Below are 17,009 nucleotides of genomic sequence, written 5' to 3'. Positions count from 1 at the left end.
AGGTGCTCGACCCGGCGACCGCTCGCCGTGTCCACCACGAGCCAGAGGTCGCCGTTCGCCGCGACCGCCGGGGCGTCGCCGCCGGCGAGCCGCCCGGGCACCGTGCGGAAGGCGCGCGGGTTCACCGCCGCGCCGCTGCTCGCGGCGGCCTGCACGGTCGCCGGCCCGACGAGGTAGACGTCGGTCTGGGTGGTCGTGGTGACGGTCTGGTCGGTCGGCGATCGGACGATGTAGGCCAGCGGGCCCGCCGCCACGCCGAGCGACCGGGTGGCGTCGCTGCGCGGGGGCAGCGGCACGCCGCCGGTCAGTTTGATCACGAAGCCGGTGCTGTCGACCATGTTGAATTCGCCACTGGCGCGGTTGAGCAGCAGCGTGCCGTCGGTCACGGGAGAGACGGCCAGGTCGCTCGAGGTCGTCGCACCGACCTGGTCGTTGGCCTGGCGCAGCCGGACCGTCGGCTTCCCGGTGGCGAGGTCGACGGCGACCGGGGCCCGCACGTCGTTGATGTAGACCGAGCCGGCGAAGAGGTCGAACGCCTGGGCCTGGGCCGGGCGCACCAGCCACGAGGCGGCGGCAGCGCCGGCGGCGGCCAGCAGCAGCACGACGAGCAGGGCCACGGCCTGGCGGCGCCCGGGACGGCCGCCGGCCTGCGTGGGATCGACGAGGAACGCGGCGGGGTCACGCCAGCGTCGCGCCACGTCCGTCCCCTCCTGTCGGAGCCCAGCACCGTCCTTGGTCGGTGTCAGGGTAGACGAGGACCCGGACATTTCACATAGAGCAAACATACGGACGCTCTGGTGCGTCCAACCTGTACCGGCATCCCGGCGAACCTGCGCAGGGGGCGGGCCGGGACGTAGCGCCGTCCGTGGCAGCGACTATTCTCCGTGGAGGAGCACGTCGAGAACAGAACAGCCTGAGCGAACCCGAGCGAGGGATTTGTGACCACCACCGCTGAGCCCCCGGCCGGCGCACCCGCAGCAGCGGGACCGCAGCCGATCGTGGCCCGCCCCTTCCCCGTCCACCAGACGCAGAAGGGCTCGATGTTCAGTCAGGTCCTGCGCACCACCGATCACAAGCTGATCGGGCGCATGTACCTGGTGACGTCGCTGTTCTTCTTCGGCGTCGGCGGCATCCTGGCCCTGCTGATCCGCATCGAGCTGGCGCGGCCGGGCCTGCAGGTCTTCACGCCCGAGCAGTACAACCAGCTGTTCACGATGCACGGCACCGTGATGCTGCTGCTGTTCGCGACGCCGATCGTGTTCGCGTTCGCGAACCTCGTGCTGCCGCTGCAGATCGGGTCCCCGGACGTCGCGTTCCCGCGCCTCAACGCCTTCTCGTACTGGCTGTACCTGTTCGGCGCGCTCACCGTCATGTCGGGATTCATCACGCCCGGCGGCGCGGCCGACTTCGGCTGGACGGCCTACTCGCCGCTGACGAACGCGACGAACTCGCCGGGCGCCGGCGCCGACCTGTGGATCATCGGTCTGGCCATCGGTGGTCTGGGCACCATCCTCGGCGCGGTGAACATGGTCACCACGGTGCTGTGCCTGCGCGCGCCCGGCATGACGATGTTCCGCCTGCCGATCTTCACCTGGAACATCCTGGTCACGAGCCTGCTCGTGCTGCTGGCCTTCCCGATCCTGACCTCGGGCCTGCTGGTGCTCTGGATCGACCGGCACCTGCACTCGCAGGTGTTCGAGCCGCAGAACGGCGGCGCGCTGCTCTGGCAGCACGTGTTCTGGTTCTTCGGCCACCCCGAGGTGTACATCATCGCGTTGCCGTTCTTCGGCATCATCACCGAGGTCATCCCGGTCTTCAGCCGCAAGCCGCTGTTCGGCTACAAGGGCATGGTGTTCGCGACCCTGTCGATCGCGGCGCTGTCGCTGACCGTGTGGGCGCACCACATGTTCACCACCGGCCAGGTGCTGCTGCCGTTCTTCTCGGCGCTCACCTTCCTCATCGCCGTCCCGACCGGCATCAAGTTCTTCAACTGGATCGGGTCGATGTGGCGCGGCGCGGTGACCTTCGAGTCGCCCATGGTCTGGGCCGTCGGCTTCATGGTCACGTTCCTGTTCGGCGGTCTGACCGGCGTCATCCTGGCCTCGCCGCCGCTGGACTTCCACGTGTCCGACAGCTACTTCGTGGTGGCGCACTTCCACTACGTGCTCTTCGGCACGATCGTGTTCGCGGTGTTCTCGGGCGTGTACTTCTGGTTCCCGAAGTTCACCGGCCGCTATGCCGACGAGCGCCTGGCCAAGCTGCACTTCTGGCTGACCTTCATCGGCTTCCACATGACCTTCCTCGTCCAGCACTGGCTGGGCGCCGAGGGCATGCCGCGCCGGTACGCGAACTACCTCGCGAGCGACGGGTTCACCTTCCTCAACACGTTCTCGTCGATCGGCTCGTTCGTGCTCGGTGCCTCGTTCCTGCCGTTCATGTGGAACATGTACAAGAGCTACCGCTACGGCGAGATCGTCACGGCCGACGACCCCTGGGGCTACGGCAACTCGCTCGAGTGGGCGACGTCCAGCCCGCCACCGCGGCACAACTTCACCTCGATCCCGCGCATCCGCTCGGAGCGTCCGGCCTTCGAGGCGCACTACCCGCACCTGCTGCAGCGACTCGAGGTCGAGGCGCACGCGGGCAGCAAGCACCGTCCCGAGGCGCGCGACGCCGACCTCGTCCACGCGGCGAACTAGGACCGCACCGGGTTCGACGGGCAGCCCGCGCCAGCCGCCGCCGGCGGCGGGGAGCGGGCTGTTCGCCTGTTCGAGGGAATCGCTGGACCGCTGATGCAACCGATCACCGTGCTCGCCACCGTCTCCGGACGTGACCGGCCGGGCGTCACCACCGCGTTCTTCGCCGCGCTCGCGGCCCACGACGTCGAGGTGCGCGACGTCGAGCAGGTCGTCATCCGCGACCGGCTGATCCTCGCCGTGCTCATCGAGCTGCGTGGCGACCCGGGCGCGCTGCGCGGGTCGATCGCGGCGACCGCCGACGCGCTCGGCATGGAGTGCGACGTCACCGTGCAGGACGAGCCGGGGCGGCGCCCCGGCGGCCAGCGCATGCACGTCATCGTCATCGGTCACCCGTTGCGGGCGGGCGCGCTCGGCCACGTCACGCAAGCCATCGCCGACGCCGGCGGCAACATCGAGTCGATCGTGCAGCTCGGCAGCGAGCCGGCCTCGAGCCTGGAGATGCAGGTGCGGGTGGCCGACGACGAGAGCCTGCGTGCCGCGCTGGTGCGTGCCGCCGAGGACACCGGGATCGACATCGCCGTCGAGCCGGCGGGGTTGCGGCGCCGCGCGAAGCGTCTCGTCGTCCTGGACGTCGACTCGACCCTCATCCGCGACGAGGCGATCGATGTGCTCGCCGAGCGGGCCGGGGTGGGCGCCCAGGTCGCCGAGATCACCGAGCGCGCGATGGCCGGGCACCTCGACTTCAGCGAGTCGCTGCGGGCGCGGGTCGCCCAGCTGGCCGGGCTGCCCGAGTCGGTGCTGGCCGAGGTGCGCGACGAGCTGCGGCTGACGCCCGGCGCCCGCACCCTCGTCCGCACGCTGCGGCGGCTCGGCTACCTCGTCGGCGTCGTGAGCGGCGGCTTCACCTACTTCACCGACCGGTTCGTCGCCGAGCTCGACCTCGACTTCGTCGCCGCCAACGAGCTCGAGATCGTCGACGGCCGGGTGACGGGGGCGATCCGCGGCGAGATCGTCGACCGCGCCGGCAAGGCCGCGGCGCTGCGGCGCTTCGCCGCCGAGCACGGCGTACCGCTGACCCAGACGGTGGCCATCGGCGACGGCGCGAACGACATCGACATGCTGCAGGCCGCGGGCCTCGGCGTCGCGTTCAACGCCAAGGCCGCGGCCCGCCACGCGGCCGACACGGCCGTCAACCTGCCCTATCTCGACACCGTGCTGTTCGTCCTCGGCATCTCCCGGGACGAGGTCGACGAGGCAGCCGCCGAGTGAGCGTCAGCGGGCCCTGCGTGGCCCGACGGCCGCTCCGATCGCGATGAGCAGGAAGCCGCCACCGGCGACGTAGAACCCGGCGCGGGCGTGCTTGATGTACTCCGAGAAGGCCGGCCCGCCGGTGCCCTCGAACTTGAGCGCCCAGACCGTCGCCCCGGCCGCGGCCAGGCCGATGAGCACCCCGAGGGTGCGCGCCGCGGCGGCGAAGCCGGACGGCAGGGCGGCCACGACGGCGACGACGGCGGCGACCGCCAGCAGCACCCAGCCGAGCCAGTGGAAGTAGGCGTCGGAGAACGAGTTCGCCTGGTCGCCCAGTGCCTTCGTCACCTTGCCGATGTCGCTGAAGTGGCTGCGGTCGCTGCCCGTGAACCAGTTCAGCGCGGTGAACCCGACCACGACGGCCGCCGCGCCGAGGACGGTGAGGACGAGGGCGACGATGCCGAGGCTGCGACCTGCCGCGCCCGGTCGGGCGCCGGACGGCTGGCCGTAGCCGCCGTACGCCGGCTGCTGGCCGTAGCCGGGCTGCTGGCCGTAGGCGGGGGGCTGGCCGTAGCCGGGCTGTTCGCCGTAGGCGCCGGGCTGCTGGGCGTACGCCGGCTGCTGTCCGTACCCGCCCTGCTGCCCGTAGCCCGGTTGACCCTGGGGCTGCTGCCCGTACGCCGGTTGCTGGTCGTATCCGCCGGGCTGCTGTCCGGACTGCGGTTGCTGGCCGTATGCCGGCTGCTGGCCGTACTGGGGCTGCTGGCCGTAGGCCGGCTGCTCCTGCGGCGGCTGGCCGTAGCCGCCCGGGGGCTGGGCGTTCGTCGCGCCCTGCCCGCCGAACGGCGGGGTGGAGTTGAAGTCGAACTCACCGGGCCGGAACACGGTGGTGCGGTCGGCGTCGCGCTCGGCCGGATCGGTTGGTTCGCTCATGGCCAGAACCTAGCCCGTCCGGCTGCGGGCCCGGAAGTGACGATCTAGGAACGGACGACCGGCTCGCCCTCGAGGCGCACGCCCGCCTGCCGCAGCTGCTCGAGCGCGGCGTCGGTCGTGGCCCGGGCGACGCCCGCGGTCAGGTCGAGGCGCACCGTGGTGGCGAAGCCCGCCGCGGCGGCGTCCAGGGCGGTGGCGCGCACGCAGTGATCGGTCGCGATGCCGACCACCTCGACGGTGTCGACGTCGTGGCGGCGCAGCCAGTCGGCGAGGTGCTCGCCGTCGAAGCAGCCCTCGAACCCCGAGTACGCGGCGTCGTACTCGCCCTTGTCGAACACCGCCTCGATGTGCTCGGTCTCGAGCTTCGGGTGCAGCGCCACACCCTCGGTGCCGACGACGCAGTGCCGCGGCCAGGTTCTGACGTAGTCGGGCTCGTCGCTGAAGTGCGTGCCCGGGTCGATGTGGTGGTCGCGCGTGGCGACGGCGTGGTCGTAGTCCTCGAGTCCGAGGCGCACGCTGATGTCGCGCGCGACCTGCTCGCCGCCGGCGACGGCGAGCGATCCGCCCTCGCAGAAGTCGTTCTGGACGTCCACCACGATCACTGCCTTGGCCATGACCTGACGCTACACATGCCCGCTTTGCCCCTTTGCCGGACGCGACCCGCCCTGTGAGCCGCCCCTCGACCGCGGCCGGCGCCCCTCCCGGGTGCCGGTTTGTCCCGCAGCACCGGGGACATCGGCCCTGCAGACCCGGCGCTGCGGGACAAGGCGCCCGGTCTTGCCGGAGCTGCGGGGCAAGGCGCCCGGAATTGCCGGGGCTGCGGGGCAGGGCGGCGGTCGAACCTGGTGCAGCGGGGCGACGCGGGGTCAGCGCAACGTGGGGATGGCGGGGTCGCCCTTGCTGAGCTTCAGGCCGTCCCAGGGCAGGGTCACGGTGGCCTCGCGCAGGTGGCGGCGCGACTGCTCGAGCGTGGGTAGCCCGTCGACCGGCTCACCGCCGCGCATGAGCGCGATCTGCAGCGGGCGCGAAGCATCGGCCGGTTCCGGCGCCGAGCCGACGGCCACGATCTCGGCGAGCGCGGTGCCGGTGGGCTTGTGGGTGCGCAGGGCCACCTTGCGTCCGCCGGTGCTCGCCTTGTCCTCCGAGCGCTTCGCGACCGGACGCCCGTCGACGTCGACCAGCTTGTAGACCAGCCCCGCCGTCGGCGCGCCCGACCCGACCACGACCGCGGTGCCGGCGCCGTACGCGTCGACCGGCGCGGCGCCGAGCGCGGCGATGGCGAACTCGTCCAGGTCGCCGCTGACGACGATCTTGGTGCCGAGCGCGCCCAGCCCGTCGAGCTGGGCCCGCGCCTGCTTGGCGAGCACGCCCAGATCGCCCGAGTCGATCCGCACCGCGCCCAACGACGGACCGGCGACCTCGACGGCCAGTTCGATGCCGCGGGTGATGTCGTAGGTGTCGACGAGCAGCGTCGTGCCGGGCCCCAGCGCGGCCACCTGCGCGGCGAACGCCGAGCGCTCGTCGTCGTGCAGCAGCGTGAACGCGTGCGCGGCCGTGCCCGCGGTCGGCACCCCGTAGGCGCGCGCCGCCTCGAGGTTCGACGTGGACGCGAACCCGGCCAGGTACGCCGCCCGGGCCGACGCCACGGCCGCCTGCTCGTGCGTGCGCCGCGATCCCATCTCGATGATCGGCCGTCCCGCCGCCGCGGTGACCATGCGGGCGGCCGCGGCGGCGATCGCGCTGTCGTGGTTGAGCACCGACAGGATGAGCGTCTCGAGCACGACCGCCTCGGCGAAGGTGCCCGTCACGGTGAGGATCGGCGAGTGCGGGAAGTACAGCTCGCCCTCGGCGTAGCCGTCGACGTCACCGCTGAACCGGTAGCCCGCGAGGTACTCGGCCGTCGGCCCGTCGATCACGTCGTTCGACCGCAGGAAGTCGATGATCGCGCCGTCGAACCGGAAGCCGACGATCGCCTCGAGCAGCCGGCCGGTGCCGGCCACCACGCCGTACCGGCGGCCGTCGGGCAGGCGCCGCGCGAAGACCTCGAAGGTGCAGCGCCGCGAGGCCGTGCCGTCGCGCAGGGCCGAGCCGAGCATGGTCAGCTCGTAGCGGTCGGTGAGCAGCGCGGTCGATGAGACGGACGGGGAGGTCACCGCCCGATCGTGTCACGATGGTCGGCATGGCCGGCACCGCTCTCCCTGAGGTCGAGGAGCGGGACGAGGTCGAGTCGAGCACCGACCCCGACCGCCCCTGGGTCACCATCGTGTGGAACGACCCGATCAACCTGATGTCCTACGTCACGCACGTCTTCATGACGGTCTTCGGCTATCCGAAGGCGAAGGCCGAACAGCTGATGCTGGACGTGCACCACAAGGGCCGCGCCACCGTCTCGACCGGCACCCGCGAGCGGATGGAACTCGACGTGAACGTCCTGCACGGCTACGGCCTCTGGGCCACCCTGCAGCAGCAGTGAAGGTCGTCAAGCGTGGGGGCCTCAAACTGCGCCTGGACGCGGGGGAGGCGCCGATCCTGCTCTCGCTGCTCGAGGAGCTGCGGGTCATGGTGGCCTCCGACGACGCCGACGACCCCGTGCGGCAGCGGCTCTACCCGGCCGCCTACGCCGAGGACGGGCCGGCCGACGAGTTCCGCGAACTGACCGAGACGGGGCTGCGCGACGAGCGGGTCGAGCGGATCGAGCTGTGCGAGGCCGAACTCACCACCGGCTCGGACGTGGTCGAGCTGGCCGACGACGCCGGCGACCGCTGGCTGCGTGTGCTGAACGACCTGCGGCTCGCCCTCGGCACCCGCATCGGCGTCACCGACGACTGGGACCACCACGTCGACCCCGACGACCCGACCCAGTTCCCGCAGGCCGCCTACGTGTGGCTCACCGGCGTCCAGGACGCGCTCGTCCGAGCACTCATGTAGCCCTTCGGTAGATTCGGACGCCGTGCTGAGCATCCCGCGGGCCCTCCACGACGAGATCGTCGCCCACGCCCGCCGCGACCACCCGGACGAGGCGTGCGGCATCGTCGCCGGCCCCGAGGGCAGCGACCGGCCCGAGCGGTTCATCCCGATGCTCAACGCGGCCCGCTCGCCGACGTTCTACGAGTTCGACTCGGCGGACCTGCTGCGGCTGTACAGGGAGCTGGACGCCAACGACGAGGAGCCGGTGGTCATCTACCACTCGCACACCGCGACGGAGGCCTACCCCTCACGCACCGACATCTCCTACGCGTCCGAACCGAACGCCCACTACGTGCTCGTGTCCACGCGCGAGCCCGACACCGTCGAGTTCCGGTCGTTCCGGATCGTCGACGGGGCCGTCACCGAGGAGCCGGTCGAGCTCGTCTGAGGTGTGTGGGAGGGGTCTCGTCGCCGCGTGGGACGATGGAGGCCGTTCCCGGTGTTGCCGAACTGAATCCCGTGCGAGCACGCCGTCCTGATCGAGGAGCAGCAATCCATGGCCATCGAGGTCAAGATCCCGACCATCCTGCGCACCTACACCGGTGGCGCGAAGTCCGTCGAGGCGAAGGGTGACACCCTGAGCGCGCTCATCGACGACCTCGACGCGAACCACGCCGGGCTCAAGGGCCGCCTCATCACCGAGGACGGCGCGCTGCACCGGTTCGTGAACGTCTACGTCAACGACGAGGACGTCCGCTTCACCGGCTCGCTCGACACGAAGCTGACCGACGGCGACAGCGTCACGATCCTCCCGGCCGTCGCGGGCGGCTGAGCCCTTCCATGACCCGCTACGAGAGCCTCGTCGACGCGCTGGGGGACACCCCGCTCGTCGGCCTGCCGCATCTCTCGCCGCGGTGGGAGGGGCCGAACCCGGTGCGGCTGTGGGCCAAGCTCGAGGACCGCAACCCGACCGGGTCGATCAAGGACCGCGCCGCGCTGGCGATGATCCGCGCCGCCGAGGACGACGGCCGGCTCACGCCCGGCTGCACGATCCTCGAGCCGACGTCCGGCAACACCGGCATCTCGCTGGCGATGGTCGCGAAGCTGCGCGGCTACGGGATCGTGTGCGTGATGCCCGAGAACACCTCGGTCGAGCGGCGGCAGCTGCTCGAGATGTTCGGCGCGCGCATCATCTTCAGCCCCGCGGCGGGCGGGTCGAACCAGGCCGTCGCGACGGCCAAGGAGCTCGCCGCGCAGAACCCCGACTGGGTGATGCTGTACCAGTACGGCAACCCCGCCAACGCGCAGGCGCACTACGAGGGCACCGGCCCCGAGATCCTGCGCGACCTGCCGACGATCACGCACTTCGTCGCAGGCCTCGGCACGACGGGCACGCTCATGGGCACCGGCCGCTACCTGCGCGAGAAGGTGCCGGACGTCCAGATCATCGCCGCCGAGCCCCGGTACGGCGAGCTGGTCTACGGGCTTCGCAACATCGACGAGGGCTTCGTGCCCGAGCTGTACGACGACAGCGTGCTCACCCGGCGCTTCTCGGTCACGTCCTACGACGCCCTGCGCCGGACGCGCGAGCTCATCGAGCACGAGGGCATCTTCGCCGGCGTCTCGACCGGCGCGATCCTGCACGCGGCGCTGTCCATCGGCGACCGCATCGCGAAGGACGACGCGGCGACCGCGGACATCTGCTTCATCGTCTGCGACGGCGGCTGGAAGTACCTTTCGACCGGCGCCTACTCCGGCTCGCTGCAGCAGGCCGCCGAGCGCCTCGAGGGCCAGCTCTGGGCGTGACTTGATCGGCCCCTGGACGGCGCGGCTCGTGGCCCGCTCGCAGCGCTCGGGGCGCGTCGCGCCGGGCCGGCTCTTCGCGCGAGCGCGCATCGCGTCGTTGGTCGCCTCGAACGATGTTGTGCGCGAGCTGGCCGCTGTCCCCGGTTCGTAAGAACCCGCAGACCCGCAGCGCGCGAACATGGACGTGTGAGGTCACGCAACGCCGTCGGCGCGCTCATCGGGCTGCTGTCGGCCGGGATCGCGCTCGGGGTCGGCGAACTGGTCGCGGCGTTCGTCCGGCCAGAGGCGTCGCCGGTCATCGCGGTCGGCAACCGGCTCATCACCCTCACGCCCGGCGACGTCGCGCGCGCCTCCGAGCGATCGGTCGGGACGAACGACAAGCCGCTGCTCGTCGTCGGCATCATCGCGGTCACCCTCGTCTTCGGCGCCGTCGTCGGGCAGTGGGCCCTGCGTGACCGGCGCTGGGGGCTGGTCGGCATCGGCATCTTCGGCGCCGCCGCCCTCTACTGCGCGATCACCGCCGACGCGAGCCGCGGCACCGACGTCATCCCCACCATCGTGGCCACCGCGGCCGCCGCCGTGACCCTGCTGCTGCTCGTCCGCGCCGCCGGGGGCGACACCCGCACGACGCCCACCGCGGGCGTCGACCGCCGTGCGGTGCTGCGAGCCGGTGCCGCGACGGCCGCCGTCGCCGCCGTGAGCGCCGTCGTCGGCCGCAGCACGCAGTCGGCCCGTTTCGACGTCAGCGCCGACCGCGCCAAGGTCACCCTGCCGCCGCCGACCCAGGCCGCCGCCGCCCTGCCCGCCGGCGTCGACCTCCGCAAGGGCGCCCCGTGGGCCACGCCCAGCGGCAGCTTCTACCGCATCGACCGCGCCCTCACCATCCCGCAGATCGCGTCCGGCGACTGGGTGCTGCGCATCCACGGCCTGGTCGACAAGCCGATGACCCTGCGCTACGACGACCTGCTCGCCCGGCCGCTGATGGAGCGGTGGGTGACGCTGTGCTGCGTGTCGAACCCGGTCGGCGGGCCGCTCGTCGGCAACGCCCTCTGGCGCGGCGCCCATCTCGCCGACATCCTGCGCGAGGCCGGCGTGCAGCCCGAGGCCGACCAGATCCTGTTCACCGGCGCCGAGGGCACCACGATCGGCGCGCCGACCGCGGCGATCATGGACGGCCGCGACGCCATGCTCGCCGTCGGCATGAACGGCGCCCCGCTGCCGATCGAGCACGGCTTCCCCGTGCGCGTCGTGATCCCCGGGCTCTACGGCTACGTCTCGGCCTGCAAGTGGGTGATCGACCTCAAGGCGACGACGTTCGCGAGCGAGGCGGCCTACTGGGTCGACAACGGGTGGGACCAACGCACCCCGATCATCCTGACCTCGCGCATCGACAGCCCGAAGAGCGGCAGGAGCATCAGCAAGGGGGAGACCGTCTACGTCGCCGGCGTCGCCTGGGACCAGCACGTCGGCGTCAGCAAGGTCGAGGTGCAGGTGAACGACGGCCCGTGGCGTGCGGCCACCCTCGCGGCCGTGCCCTCGACCGACACCTGGCGCCAGTGGGTGCTGCCGTGGACGCCCGAGCAGTCCGGCTCGTACCGGCTGCGGGTGCGCGCGACCGACGCCCAGGGCAACGTGCAGACCGACGCTGCCGCCGACCCCGGCCCCGGCGGCGCGACCGGCCTGCACGCGATCACCGTCCAGGTCACCGCGTAGCCCGACCCCCTACCCTGACGCCGTGACCGATCCGCTGCGTCGACGCCTGCGTGAGGCCGTCGACGTCCGCAAGCAGATCTGGAACGAGCGACAGCGCCCGTCGCCGCGCAAGCGGCCGTGGTGGTCGCTCACGACCTGGAGCGGCGCGCTCGCCGCCATGGGCGTGCTGCTCGCCGTGCTCTGGGTCGTGCAGTTCGCGAACGCCGCCGACGACTACGGCTTCAACCGCTACGGCCTGCGCCCGCGCACGGTCGACGGGCTCTGGGGCATCGTCACCCAGCCGTTCCTGCACGCGAGCTACGAGCACCTGCTGTCGAACAGCGCGCCGTTCGCGCTCATCGGCTGGGTGCTGCTGCGCAGCGACCGGCGGCTGTTCGCGATCGTCACCGCCGCGGTGGTGGTGGTCGGCGGGGCCGCCACCTGGCTGGTCGGGCCGTCGGGTGCGGTCATCGTCGGCGCCAGCGGGCTGGTGTTCGGCTGGCTGGGCTACCTGCTCGCGCGCGCCTGGTTCGCGCGCCGGGTCGTGTGGATCATCGAGGCCGTCCTCGTGCTGTTCTTCTTCGGGACGCTGCTCTACGGGCTCTTCCCGACGGTGCACACGCACGTGTCCTGGCAGTCGCACGTGTGCGGGTTCCTCGCGGGCGCGCTCACCGGTGGCGTCCTTCACCCGCGCCGCGGCACGACCCGGCGGTTCGGGCGCGCGTCCGTATCCTGAAGCACCGTGCCTCCCGCCGCGCCTGCCGCAGCCGACCTGCCGATCGGCATGTTCGACTCCGGGGTCGGTGGCCTCACCGTCGCGCGGGCCGTGCTCGACCAGCTGCCGCACGAGTCGCTGCGCTACGTCGGCGACACCGCGCACGCGCCGTACGGGCCGCGTCCGATCGCCGAGGTGCGCCGGTACGCGCTCGAGGTGATGGACGACCTGGTGCGCAGCGGCGTCAAGGCGCTCGTGATCGCCTGCAACAGCGCCAGTGCCGCCTGCCTGCGCGACGCCCGCGAACGCTACGACGTGCCGGTGATCGAGGTCGTGCTGCCCGCCGTCCGCCGGGCCGTCGCCGCCACCCGCACCGGCCGCGTGGGGGTCATCGGCACCACCGCCACCATCACCAGCGGCGCCTACCAGGACGCCTTCGCCGCGGCCCCGGGCGTCGAGGTCACCGCCGCCGCCTGCCCGCGTTTCGCCGAGTTCGTCGAGCGCGGCGTCACCAGCGGGCGCCAGTTGCTGGGGCTCGCCGAGAGCTACCTCGCGCCGCTCAACGCGGCCGGCATCGACACCCTCGTGCTCGGCTGCACGCACTACCCGCTGCTCACCGGCCTGCTGTCGGTGGTGATGGGCGACGGGGTCACGCTCGTCTCGAGCGCGGAGGAGACGGCGAAGGACGTGTACCGCGAGCTCACCCGGCGCGACCTGCTCGCGTCCGACGACGCGGTGCCCGAGCACAGCTTCCGGGCCACCGGCGCGCCCGAGCCGTTCGCCCGGCTGAGCCGTCGCTTCCTCGGCGATCTCGGCGGCGCCATCGACGGCGCGGTGGTGACGCCGACCCCGTCGGGTGACGCCATGTCGCGGGGAGTGGTGTGATGGACGACGGGGCGACGGCAATCGTCACCGGACCACAGTGGGGGCAGCGCGCATGAAGTTGACCGTGCTCGGGTGTTCCGGCAGCATGCCCGGCCCGGACTCGCCGGCGTCGGGGTACCTGCTCGAGGCCGAGGGCTTCCGGCTCGTGCTCGACATGGGCCACGGCACCTTCGGCGCGCTGCAGCGCTACGTGCAGCCGGCCGACGTCGACGCCATCGTTGTCACGCACCTGCACGCCGACCACTGCATCGACCTCACCGCCTACGTGGTCGCGCTGCGCTACGGCGGCGACGGCTTCCGGTGCGCCGGCCCCGACCAGCGCATCCCGCTCATCGGCCCCGCCGGCACGCACGACCGGCTCGCCGCCGCCTACGACCCACTGGCCCGCAAGCTCGGCCTCAACGAGCTGTTCCAGTTCTCGACGCCGGTCGCGGGCGAGCTCGGGCCGTTCACCGTGTCGTACGCGCCGATGAACCACCCGACGCCGACGCACGGCATCCGGGTCACCCACGGCGGACGCAGCCTGGTCTACAGCGGCGACACCGGCGAGTCGGCCGAACTGGTCGAGCTCGCCGAGGGGGCCGACGTGCTGCTGTGCGAGGCGAGCGTCGGCGCCGACGAGGTGCTGGTGCCCGACCTGCACCTGTCCGGACGCATGGCCGGCGAGCACGCCGAGAAGGCCGGCGTCGAGCGCCTCATCGTCACCCACGTGCCGCCGTGGCTGACCCGCGACGAGCAGGTCGAGCAGGCGGCGTCCGCGTTCGGCGGTGTCATCGAGGCGGCGACGCCGGGCGGGGTCTTCGAGATCTGAGTCGTCGGCCGCCGTCGACCGCCGTCGGCAACCCTGTGCCGTCGTCCGCACCGGGCATTCGGCGCAACCGGGACGTTGGACCCTTGACTCGGCGGGCGAGGTTCGTCTCGAACGGGTAACGGCGCGAACCGGGACGCGGGACGGCGGCGAATCCGCTGGCAGATCGGTCGACCCCGCCGGCCAGCGGCTGGGTCCTGTCCCGAAGGGCTCCCGCATGCCAGCACTGAAGTCCAAGCTCGCCGCCGTCGGCGTGACGCTCACCGCCGCGTCCCTCATCGCGACCGGCTGCTCGTCCAGCGGCGGCGGTTCGAATGCCAGTGGAGGCAGCGGCACGACGTCGCAGGCCGCGCAGCTGCGCGCCGACCTGACCGGACTGCTGAACGACCACGTCTGGCTCGCGGGCAACGCGCTCGACACCGCGCTGCACCACGGCGGCAACCTGAAGAACCCGCAGGTGGCCGGCGCGGTGAAGGCCCTCGACGACAACTCGGTCGACCTGTCGAAGGCGATCGGTGCCGCCTATCCGAGCGCCGAGAAGCCGTTCCTCGCCTCGTGGCGCCAGCACATCGGCTTCTTCGTGAACTACACGCTCGGCAAGGCCACCCACAAGCCGGGCATGGTCGCCAAGGCCAGGAAGGACCTCGACGGGTACCGCACCGCCTTCGGCCAGCTCATCCACTCGGTGGTGCCCGACCTTCCCGCCGACGCCGTGGCCAAGGAACTCGTCCCGCACGTCAGCTCGCTGCTCGCCGCCATCGACGCCGACGTCGCCGGCAAGCGCAACTACCAGTCGCTGCTCGCCGCCGCCGCGTCGCACATGACCATGACGGCCGACGTGCTCGCCGGAGCGATCGCGAAGAACAAGAAGCTGTCCGGCGACGCCGACAGCCAGGCCTCGGGCGTGCTCGCCACCCTGACGGCGCAGCTCAACGACCACGTCTGGCTCGCGGGCAACGCGCTCGACACGGCGGTGCGCGAGGGCGGCATCCTCAAGAAGCCGGACGTCGCCGGCGCCGTCGCCGCGCTCGACGGCAACTCGGTCGCGATCTCGAAGACCGTCGGCTCGGTGTACCCGTCGGCCGAGCAGCCGTTCCTGGCCTCGTGGCGCCAGCACATCGGGTTCTTCGTGAACTACACGCTGGGCAAGGCGACGAAGAACAAGGCGATGGTGGCCAAGGCGACCAAGGACCTCAGCGGCTACGCGCAGTCCTTCGACCAGCTGCTCGACTCGGTGATCAAGACACTGCCGAAGGGCGCGGTCGACAGCGAGTTGCAGGCGCACGTGTCGTCGCTGTTCGCCGCCATCGACGCCTCGGTGGCCGGCGCCCCCGACTACCAGAGCAAGCTCGCCGCCGCCGCGATGCACATGCCGCACACCGCGGCCGCGCTGGCCGGCGCGATCGCCGCGGACAAGAAGCTCACCTGACCGGTCGCGCCGTCCGGCTCAGCCCGCGAGGAAGCTGAGCCGGACGGTGCGCACGGCGTTGTCGACGTTCGTGTCGACCAGGCAGACCGACTGCCAGGTGCCGAGCAGCAGGCGCCCGTCGGCCACCGGCACCGTGATCGAGGGCGCGATGATCGCAGGCAGCACGTGGTCGCGTCCGTGGCCGGGTGAGCCGTGCCGGTGCCGGTACGACGCGTCGCGCGGCAGCAGGCGCTCGAGCACGGTGAGCAGGTCGTCGTCGCTGCCGGCGCCGGTCTCGAGGATCGCCAGCCCGGCCGTCGCGTGCGACACGAAGACGTTCAGCAGCCCGTCGCCCGCTCCGTCGGTGAAGCGCTCGCAGTCGCGGGTGATGTCGTGGACGCGGGCCGTGCCGCCCGTCCGGACCTCGAAGGTGTCGGTGCGCATGCCCCGATCCTTCCCGGCACCCGCCTCGTGCCCTCGCAGCGTGCCAGAGTGGCTGCGTGCAGCTCGCGATCCTCGGCCCGCTCGAGGTGCGCGACGCGTCCGGACGCGTGGTGCCGATCGCCGGCGGACGGCTGCGGCGACTCGTCGCCCGACTCGCGCTGGACGCGGGCCGGCCGGTGTCGGTCGGGGCCCTGGTCGAGGCGGTGTGGGGCGACGAGCCGCCGGCCGAGCCGGTGAACGCGGTGCAGACGCTGGTGTCGCGGGCCCGCCGCGCGCTCGGCGCCGACGCGATCACCGCCACCGCTGCCGGGTACCGGCTGGCCGTCGGCAGCACCGACGACGTCGACGTCGTGCGGTTCGAGGCGGCGGTGCGGGACGGCGTCGCGGCGGTGCGCCGCGGCGACACGGTGGCGGGCGGCGAGCAGTTGCGCGCCGCGCTGTCGCTCTGGCGGGGCGACCCGTCCGACGTCGACGACGCGACGGCGACCCGGCTCGGCGAGCTGCAGCTGGCCGCGACCGTCGAGCGGATCGAGGCCGACCTGGCGGCCGGCGCCGCCGACGCGCTCGTGCCCGAGCTCGAGCTGCTCACCGACCGGCATCCGCTGCACGAGCGGCTGACCGGGCAGCTGCTGCGCGCGCTCGCGGCGGCCGGGCGGCAGTCCGACGCGCTCGCGCGCTACGAGCGGGTGCGCGCGGCGCTGGCCGACGAGCTCGGGGTCGACCCGTCGCCCGAGCTGCAGGGGGTGCACCTCGCCTTGCTGCGCGGCGAGGTCGCCGCCGCGCCGGTGACGGCGGCGCGGCGCTCGAACCTCAAGGCGGCGCTCACCAGCTTCGTCGGCCGCGACGAGCAGCTCGCGGCGATCGCGAAGGCGCTCACCGAGCACCGGCTGGTGACCCTCGTCGGCCCGGGCGGCGCGGGCAAGACGAGGCTCGCCGTCGAGGCCGCGCGGCGGCTCGACGCCGCCGACGGCGTCTGGCTGGCCGAGCTGGCGCCGGTGACCGACGCCGCCGACGTGCCGCAGGCGGTGCTCGCGGCGCTCGGTCTGCGCGAGAACCAGCTGCTCGAGCGCACCGGCACCCGCACCGGCCGCGACGCCACCGCGCGCCTGCTCGACGTGCTCGCCGACCAGCAGGCGGTGCTGGTGCTCGACAACTGCGAGCACCTGCTCGACGCCGCCGCCGAGCTGGCCGTGCAGCTGCTCGAGCAGAGCCCCGCGCTGCGCGTGCTCACCACCAGCCGTGAGGCCCTCGCCGTCACCGGCGAGACGCTGCTCGCCGTGCCGCCGCTGGGGCTGCCCGAGCCGGGCGCGTCGGCGGCGCAGGCCGGCGGGTTCGCCGCGGTGCGGCTGTTCGCCGACCGCGCGGCCGCGGTGCGTCCGGGCTTCGCGGTCGACGACGACACGGTCGCCGACGTCGTCGAGATCGTGCGCCGTCTCGACGGGTTGCCGTTGGCCATCGAGCTCG

At 72.6% G+C, this 17,009-nt stretch carries 18 protein-coding genes; 13 read left to right on the top strand and 5 right to left on the bottom strand.

Annotated features, from left to right (window positions below; all coding sequences use genetic code 11):
- Nucleotides 1-698 (bottom strand): hypothetical protein (locus ACTHMS_RS16440; protein WP_440307742.1); only part of this gene is annotated, 698 nt, incomplete at its 3' end.
- Between the two features lie 300 nt (nt 699-998).
- Between ACTHMS_RS16440 and ctaD the strand changes: the two genes are divergently transcribed.
- Nucleotides 999-2,699: an aa3-type cytochrome oxidase subunit I gene (gene ctaD, locus ACTHMS_RS16435; RefSeq protein ID WP_440307745.1), complete on the top strand. Its 1,701-nt coding sequence runs from the start codon at nt 999-1,001 to the stop codon at nt 2,697-2,699.
- Between the two features lie 93 nt (nt 2,700-2,792).
- On the top strand, nt 2,793-3,968 hold the full coding sequence (gene serB / locus ACTHMS_RS16430; RefSeq protein WP_440307741.1) for a phosphoserine phosphatase SerB: 1,176 nt from the start codon (nt 2,793-2,795) through the stop codon (nt 3,966-3,968).
- 3 nt (nt 3,969-3,971) lie between these two features.
- Here serB and ACTHMS_RS16425 read toward each other — a convergent pair whose 3' ends face one another.
- The 3 genes from ACTHMS_RS16425 to ACTHMS_RS16415 form a co-directional block, all read right to left on the bottom strand.
- Nucleotides 3,972-4,880 (bottom strand): hypothetical protein, encoded by a 909-nt coding sequence (locus tag ACTHMS_RS16425; protein ID WP_440307740.1) that lies wholly within the window; start codon nt 4,878-4,880, stop codon nt 3,972-3,974.
- Nucleotides 4,881-4,924: 44 nt separating this feature from the next.
- The gene (locus ACTHMS_RS16420) at nt 4,925-5,494 is read right to left on the bottom strand and encodes an isochorismatase family protein (protein ID WP_440307739.1); all 570 of its coding nucleotides are present in this window, start codon (nt 5,492-5,494) and stop codon (nt 4,925-4,927) included.
- A 252-nt stretch (nt 5,495-5,746) separates the two neighbouring features.
- The gene (locus tag ACTHMS_RS16415) at nt 5,747-6,976 is read right to left on the bottom strand and encodes a nicotinate phosphoribosyltransferase (protein ID WP_440307744.1); all 1,230 of its coding nucleotides are present in this window, start codon (nt 6,974-6,976) and stop codon (nt 5,747-5,749) included.
- Nucleotides 6,977-7,059: 83 nt separating this feature from the next.
- Here ACTHMS_RS16415 and clpS point away from each other — a divergent pair, with 83 nt between their 5' ends.
- From clpS to ACTHMS_RS16365, 10 genes are all read left to right on the top strand, one after another.
- Nucleotides 7,060-7,353 (top strand): ATP-dependent Clp protease adapter ClpS, encoded by a 294-nt coding sequence (clpS, locus tag ACTHMS_RS16410; protein WP_440307738.1) that lies wholly within the window; start codon nt 7,060-7,062, stop codon nt 7,351-7,353.
- Nucleotides 7,350-7,808, top strand: coding sequence for a DUF2017 family protein (locus tag ACTHMS_RS16405; RefSeq protein ID WP_440307737.1), 459 nt, complete (start codon nt 7,350-7,352; stop codon nt 7,806-7,808). The genes clpS and ACTHMS_RS16405 overlap by 4 nt, the downstream gene beginning before the upstream one ends.
- A 22-nt stretch (nt 7,809-7,830) precedes the next feature.
- Complete coding sequence (locus tag ACTHMS_RS16400) at nt 7,831-8,235, top strand: Mov34/MPN/PAD-1 family protein (protein ID WP_440307736.1); 405 nt, start codon at nt 7,831-7,833, stop codon at nt 8,233-8,235.
- A 108-nt stretch (nt 8,236-8,343) separates the two neighbouring features.
- Nucleotides 8,344-8,619, top strand: a complete 276-nt coding sequence (locus ACTHMS_RS16395) for a MoaD/ThiS family protein (RefSeq protein WP_440307735.1) — start codon at nt 8,344-8,346, stop codon at nt 8,617-8,619.
- A gap of 8 nt (nt 8,620-8,627) precedes the next feature.
- Nucleotides 8,628-9,593, top strand: a complete 966-nt coding sequence (locus ACTHMS_RS16390; protein ID WP_440307734.1) for a PLP-dependent cysteine synthase family protein — start codon at nt 8,628-8,630, stop codon at nt 9,591-9,593.
- 186 nt (nt 9,594-9,779) lie between these two features.
- Complete coding sequence (locus ACTHMS_RS16385; protein ID WP_440307733.1) at nt 9,780-11,306, top strand: molybdopterin-dependent oxidoreductase; 1,527 nt, start codon at nt 9,780-9,782, stop codon at nt 11,304-11,306.
- Nucleotides 11,307-11,328: 22 nt separating this feature from the next.
- On the top strand, nt 11,329-12,021 hold the full coding sequence (locus ACTHMS_RS16380) for a rhomboid family intramembrane serine protease (protein WP_440307732.1): 693 nt from the start codon (nt 11,329-11,331) through the stop codon (nt 12,019-12,021).
- A 48-nt stretch (nt 12,022-12,069) separates the two neighbouring features.
- Nucleotides 12,070-12,885 carry a glutamate racemase gene (gene murI / locus ACTHMS_RS16375; RefSeq protein WP_440307743.1) on the top strand — a complete coding sequence of 272 codons (816 nt, stop codon included), beginning with the start codon at nt 12,070-12,072 and terminating at the stop codon, nt 12,883-12,885.
- Between the two features lie 52 nt (nt 12,886-12,937).
- A complete protein-coding gene (locus ACTHMS_RS16370) occupies nt 12,938-13,696 on the top strand; it encodes an MBL fold metallo-hydrolase (RefSeq protein ID WP_440307731.1) in 759 nt (252 codons plus the stop codon).
- Nucleotides 13,697-13,910: 214 nt separating this feature from the next.
- A complete protein-coding gene (locus tag ACTHMS_RS16365; protein ID WP_440307730.1) occupies nt 13,911-15,122 on the top strand; it encodes a hypothetical protein in 1,212 nt (403 codons plus the stop codon).
- An 18-nt stretch (nt 15,123-15,140) separates the two neighbouring features.
- On the opposite strand, the gene ACTHMS_RS16360 is transcribed toward ACTHMS_RS16365, so the two are convergent.
- Nucleotides 15,141-15,545 carry a secondary thiamine-phosphate synthase enzyme YjbQ gene (locus tag ACTHMS_RS16360; protein WP_440307729.1) on the bottom strand — a complete coding sequence of 135 codons (405 nt, stop codon included), beginning with the start codon at nt 15,543-15,545 and terminating at the stop codon, nt 15,141-15,143.
- Between the two features lie 56 nt (nt 15,546-15,601).
- Here ACTHMS_RS16360 and ACTHMS_RS16355 point away from each other — a divergent pair.
- The coding region (locus ACTHMS_RS16355; protein WP_440307728.1) for a BTAD domain-containing putative transcriptional regulator at nt 15,602-17,009 on the top strand (1,408 nt) is incomplete at its 3' end.

The organism is Jatrophihabitans sp., from assembly GCF_051960575.1.
Classification (GTDB): Bacteria; Actinomycetota; Actinomycetes; order Mycobacteriales; family Jatrophihabitantaceae; genus JBQCEE01.
The sequence above is the reverse complement of the archived record's forward strand: the minus strand, read 5'-3'. Positions and strand labels throughout refer to the sequence as shown.

Coding starts and splice junctions, on each gene's coding strand:
- ACTHMS_RS16365 (WP_440307730.1), top strand. CDS start 13,911: ATGCCAGCACTGAAGTCCAAGCTCGCCGCCGTCGGCGTGACGCTCACC.
- ACTHMS_RS16390 (WP_440307734.1), top strand. CDS start 8,628: ATGACCCGCTACGAGAGCCTCGTCGACGCGCTGGGGGACACCCCGCTC.
- serB (WP_440307741.1), top strand. CDS start 2,793: ATGCAACCGATCACCGTGCTCGCCACCGTCTCCGGACGTGACCGGCCG.
- ACTHMS_RS16420 (WP_440307739.1), bottom strand. CDS start 5,494: ATGGCCAAGGCAGTGATCGTGGTGGACGTCCAGAACGACTTCTGCGAG.
- clpS (WP_440307738.1), top strand. CDS start 7,060: ATGGCCGGCACCGCTCTCCCTGAGGTCGAGGAGCGGGACGAGGTCGAG.
- ACTHMS_RS16370 (WP_440307731.1), top strand. CDS start 12,938: ATGAAGTTGACCGTGCTCGGGTGTTCCGGCAGCATGCCCGGCCCGGAC.
- ACTHMS_RS16425 (WP_440307740.1), bottom strand. CDS start 4,880: ATGAGCGAACCAACCGATCCGGCCGAGCGCGACGCCGACCGCACCACC.
- ACTHMS_RS16415 (WP_440307744.1), bottom strand. CDS start 6,976: ATGCTCGGCTCGGCCCTGCGCGACGGCACGGCCTCGCGGCGCTGCACC.
- ACTHMS_RS16360 (WP_440307729.1), bottom strand. CDS start 15,545: ATGCGCACCGACACCTTCGAGGTCCGGACGGGCGGCACGGCCCGCGTC.
- murI (WP_440307743.1), top strand. CDS start 12,070: ATGTTCGACTCCGGGGTCGGTGGCCTCACCGTCGCGCGGGCCGTGCTC.
- ACTHMS_RS16395 (WP_440307735.1), top strand. CDS start 8,344: ATGGCCATCGAGGTCAAGATCCCGACCATCCTGCGCACCTACACCGGT.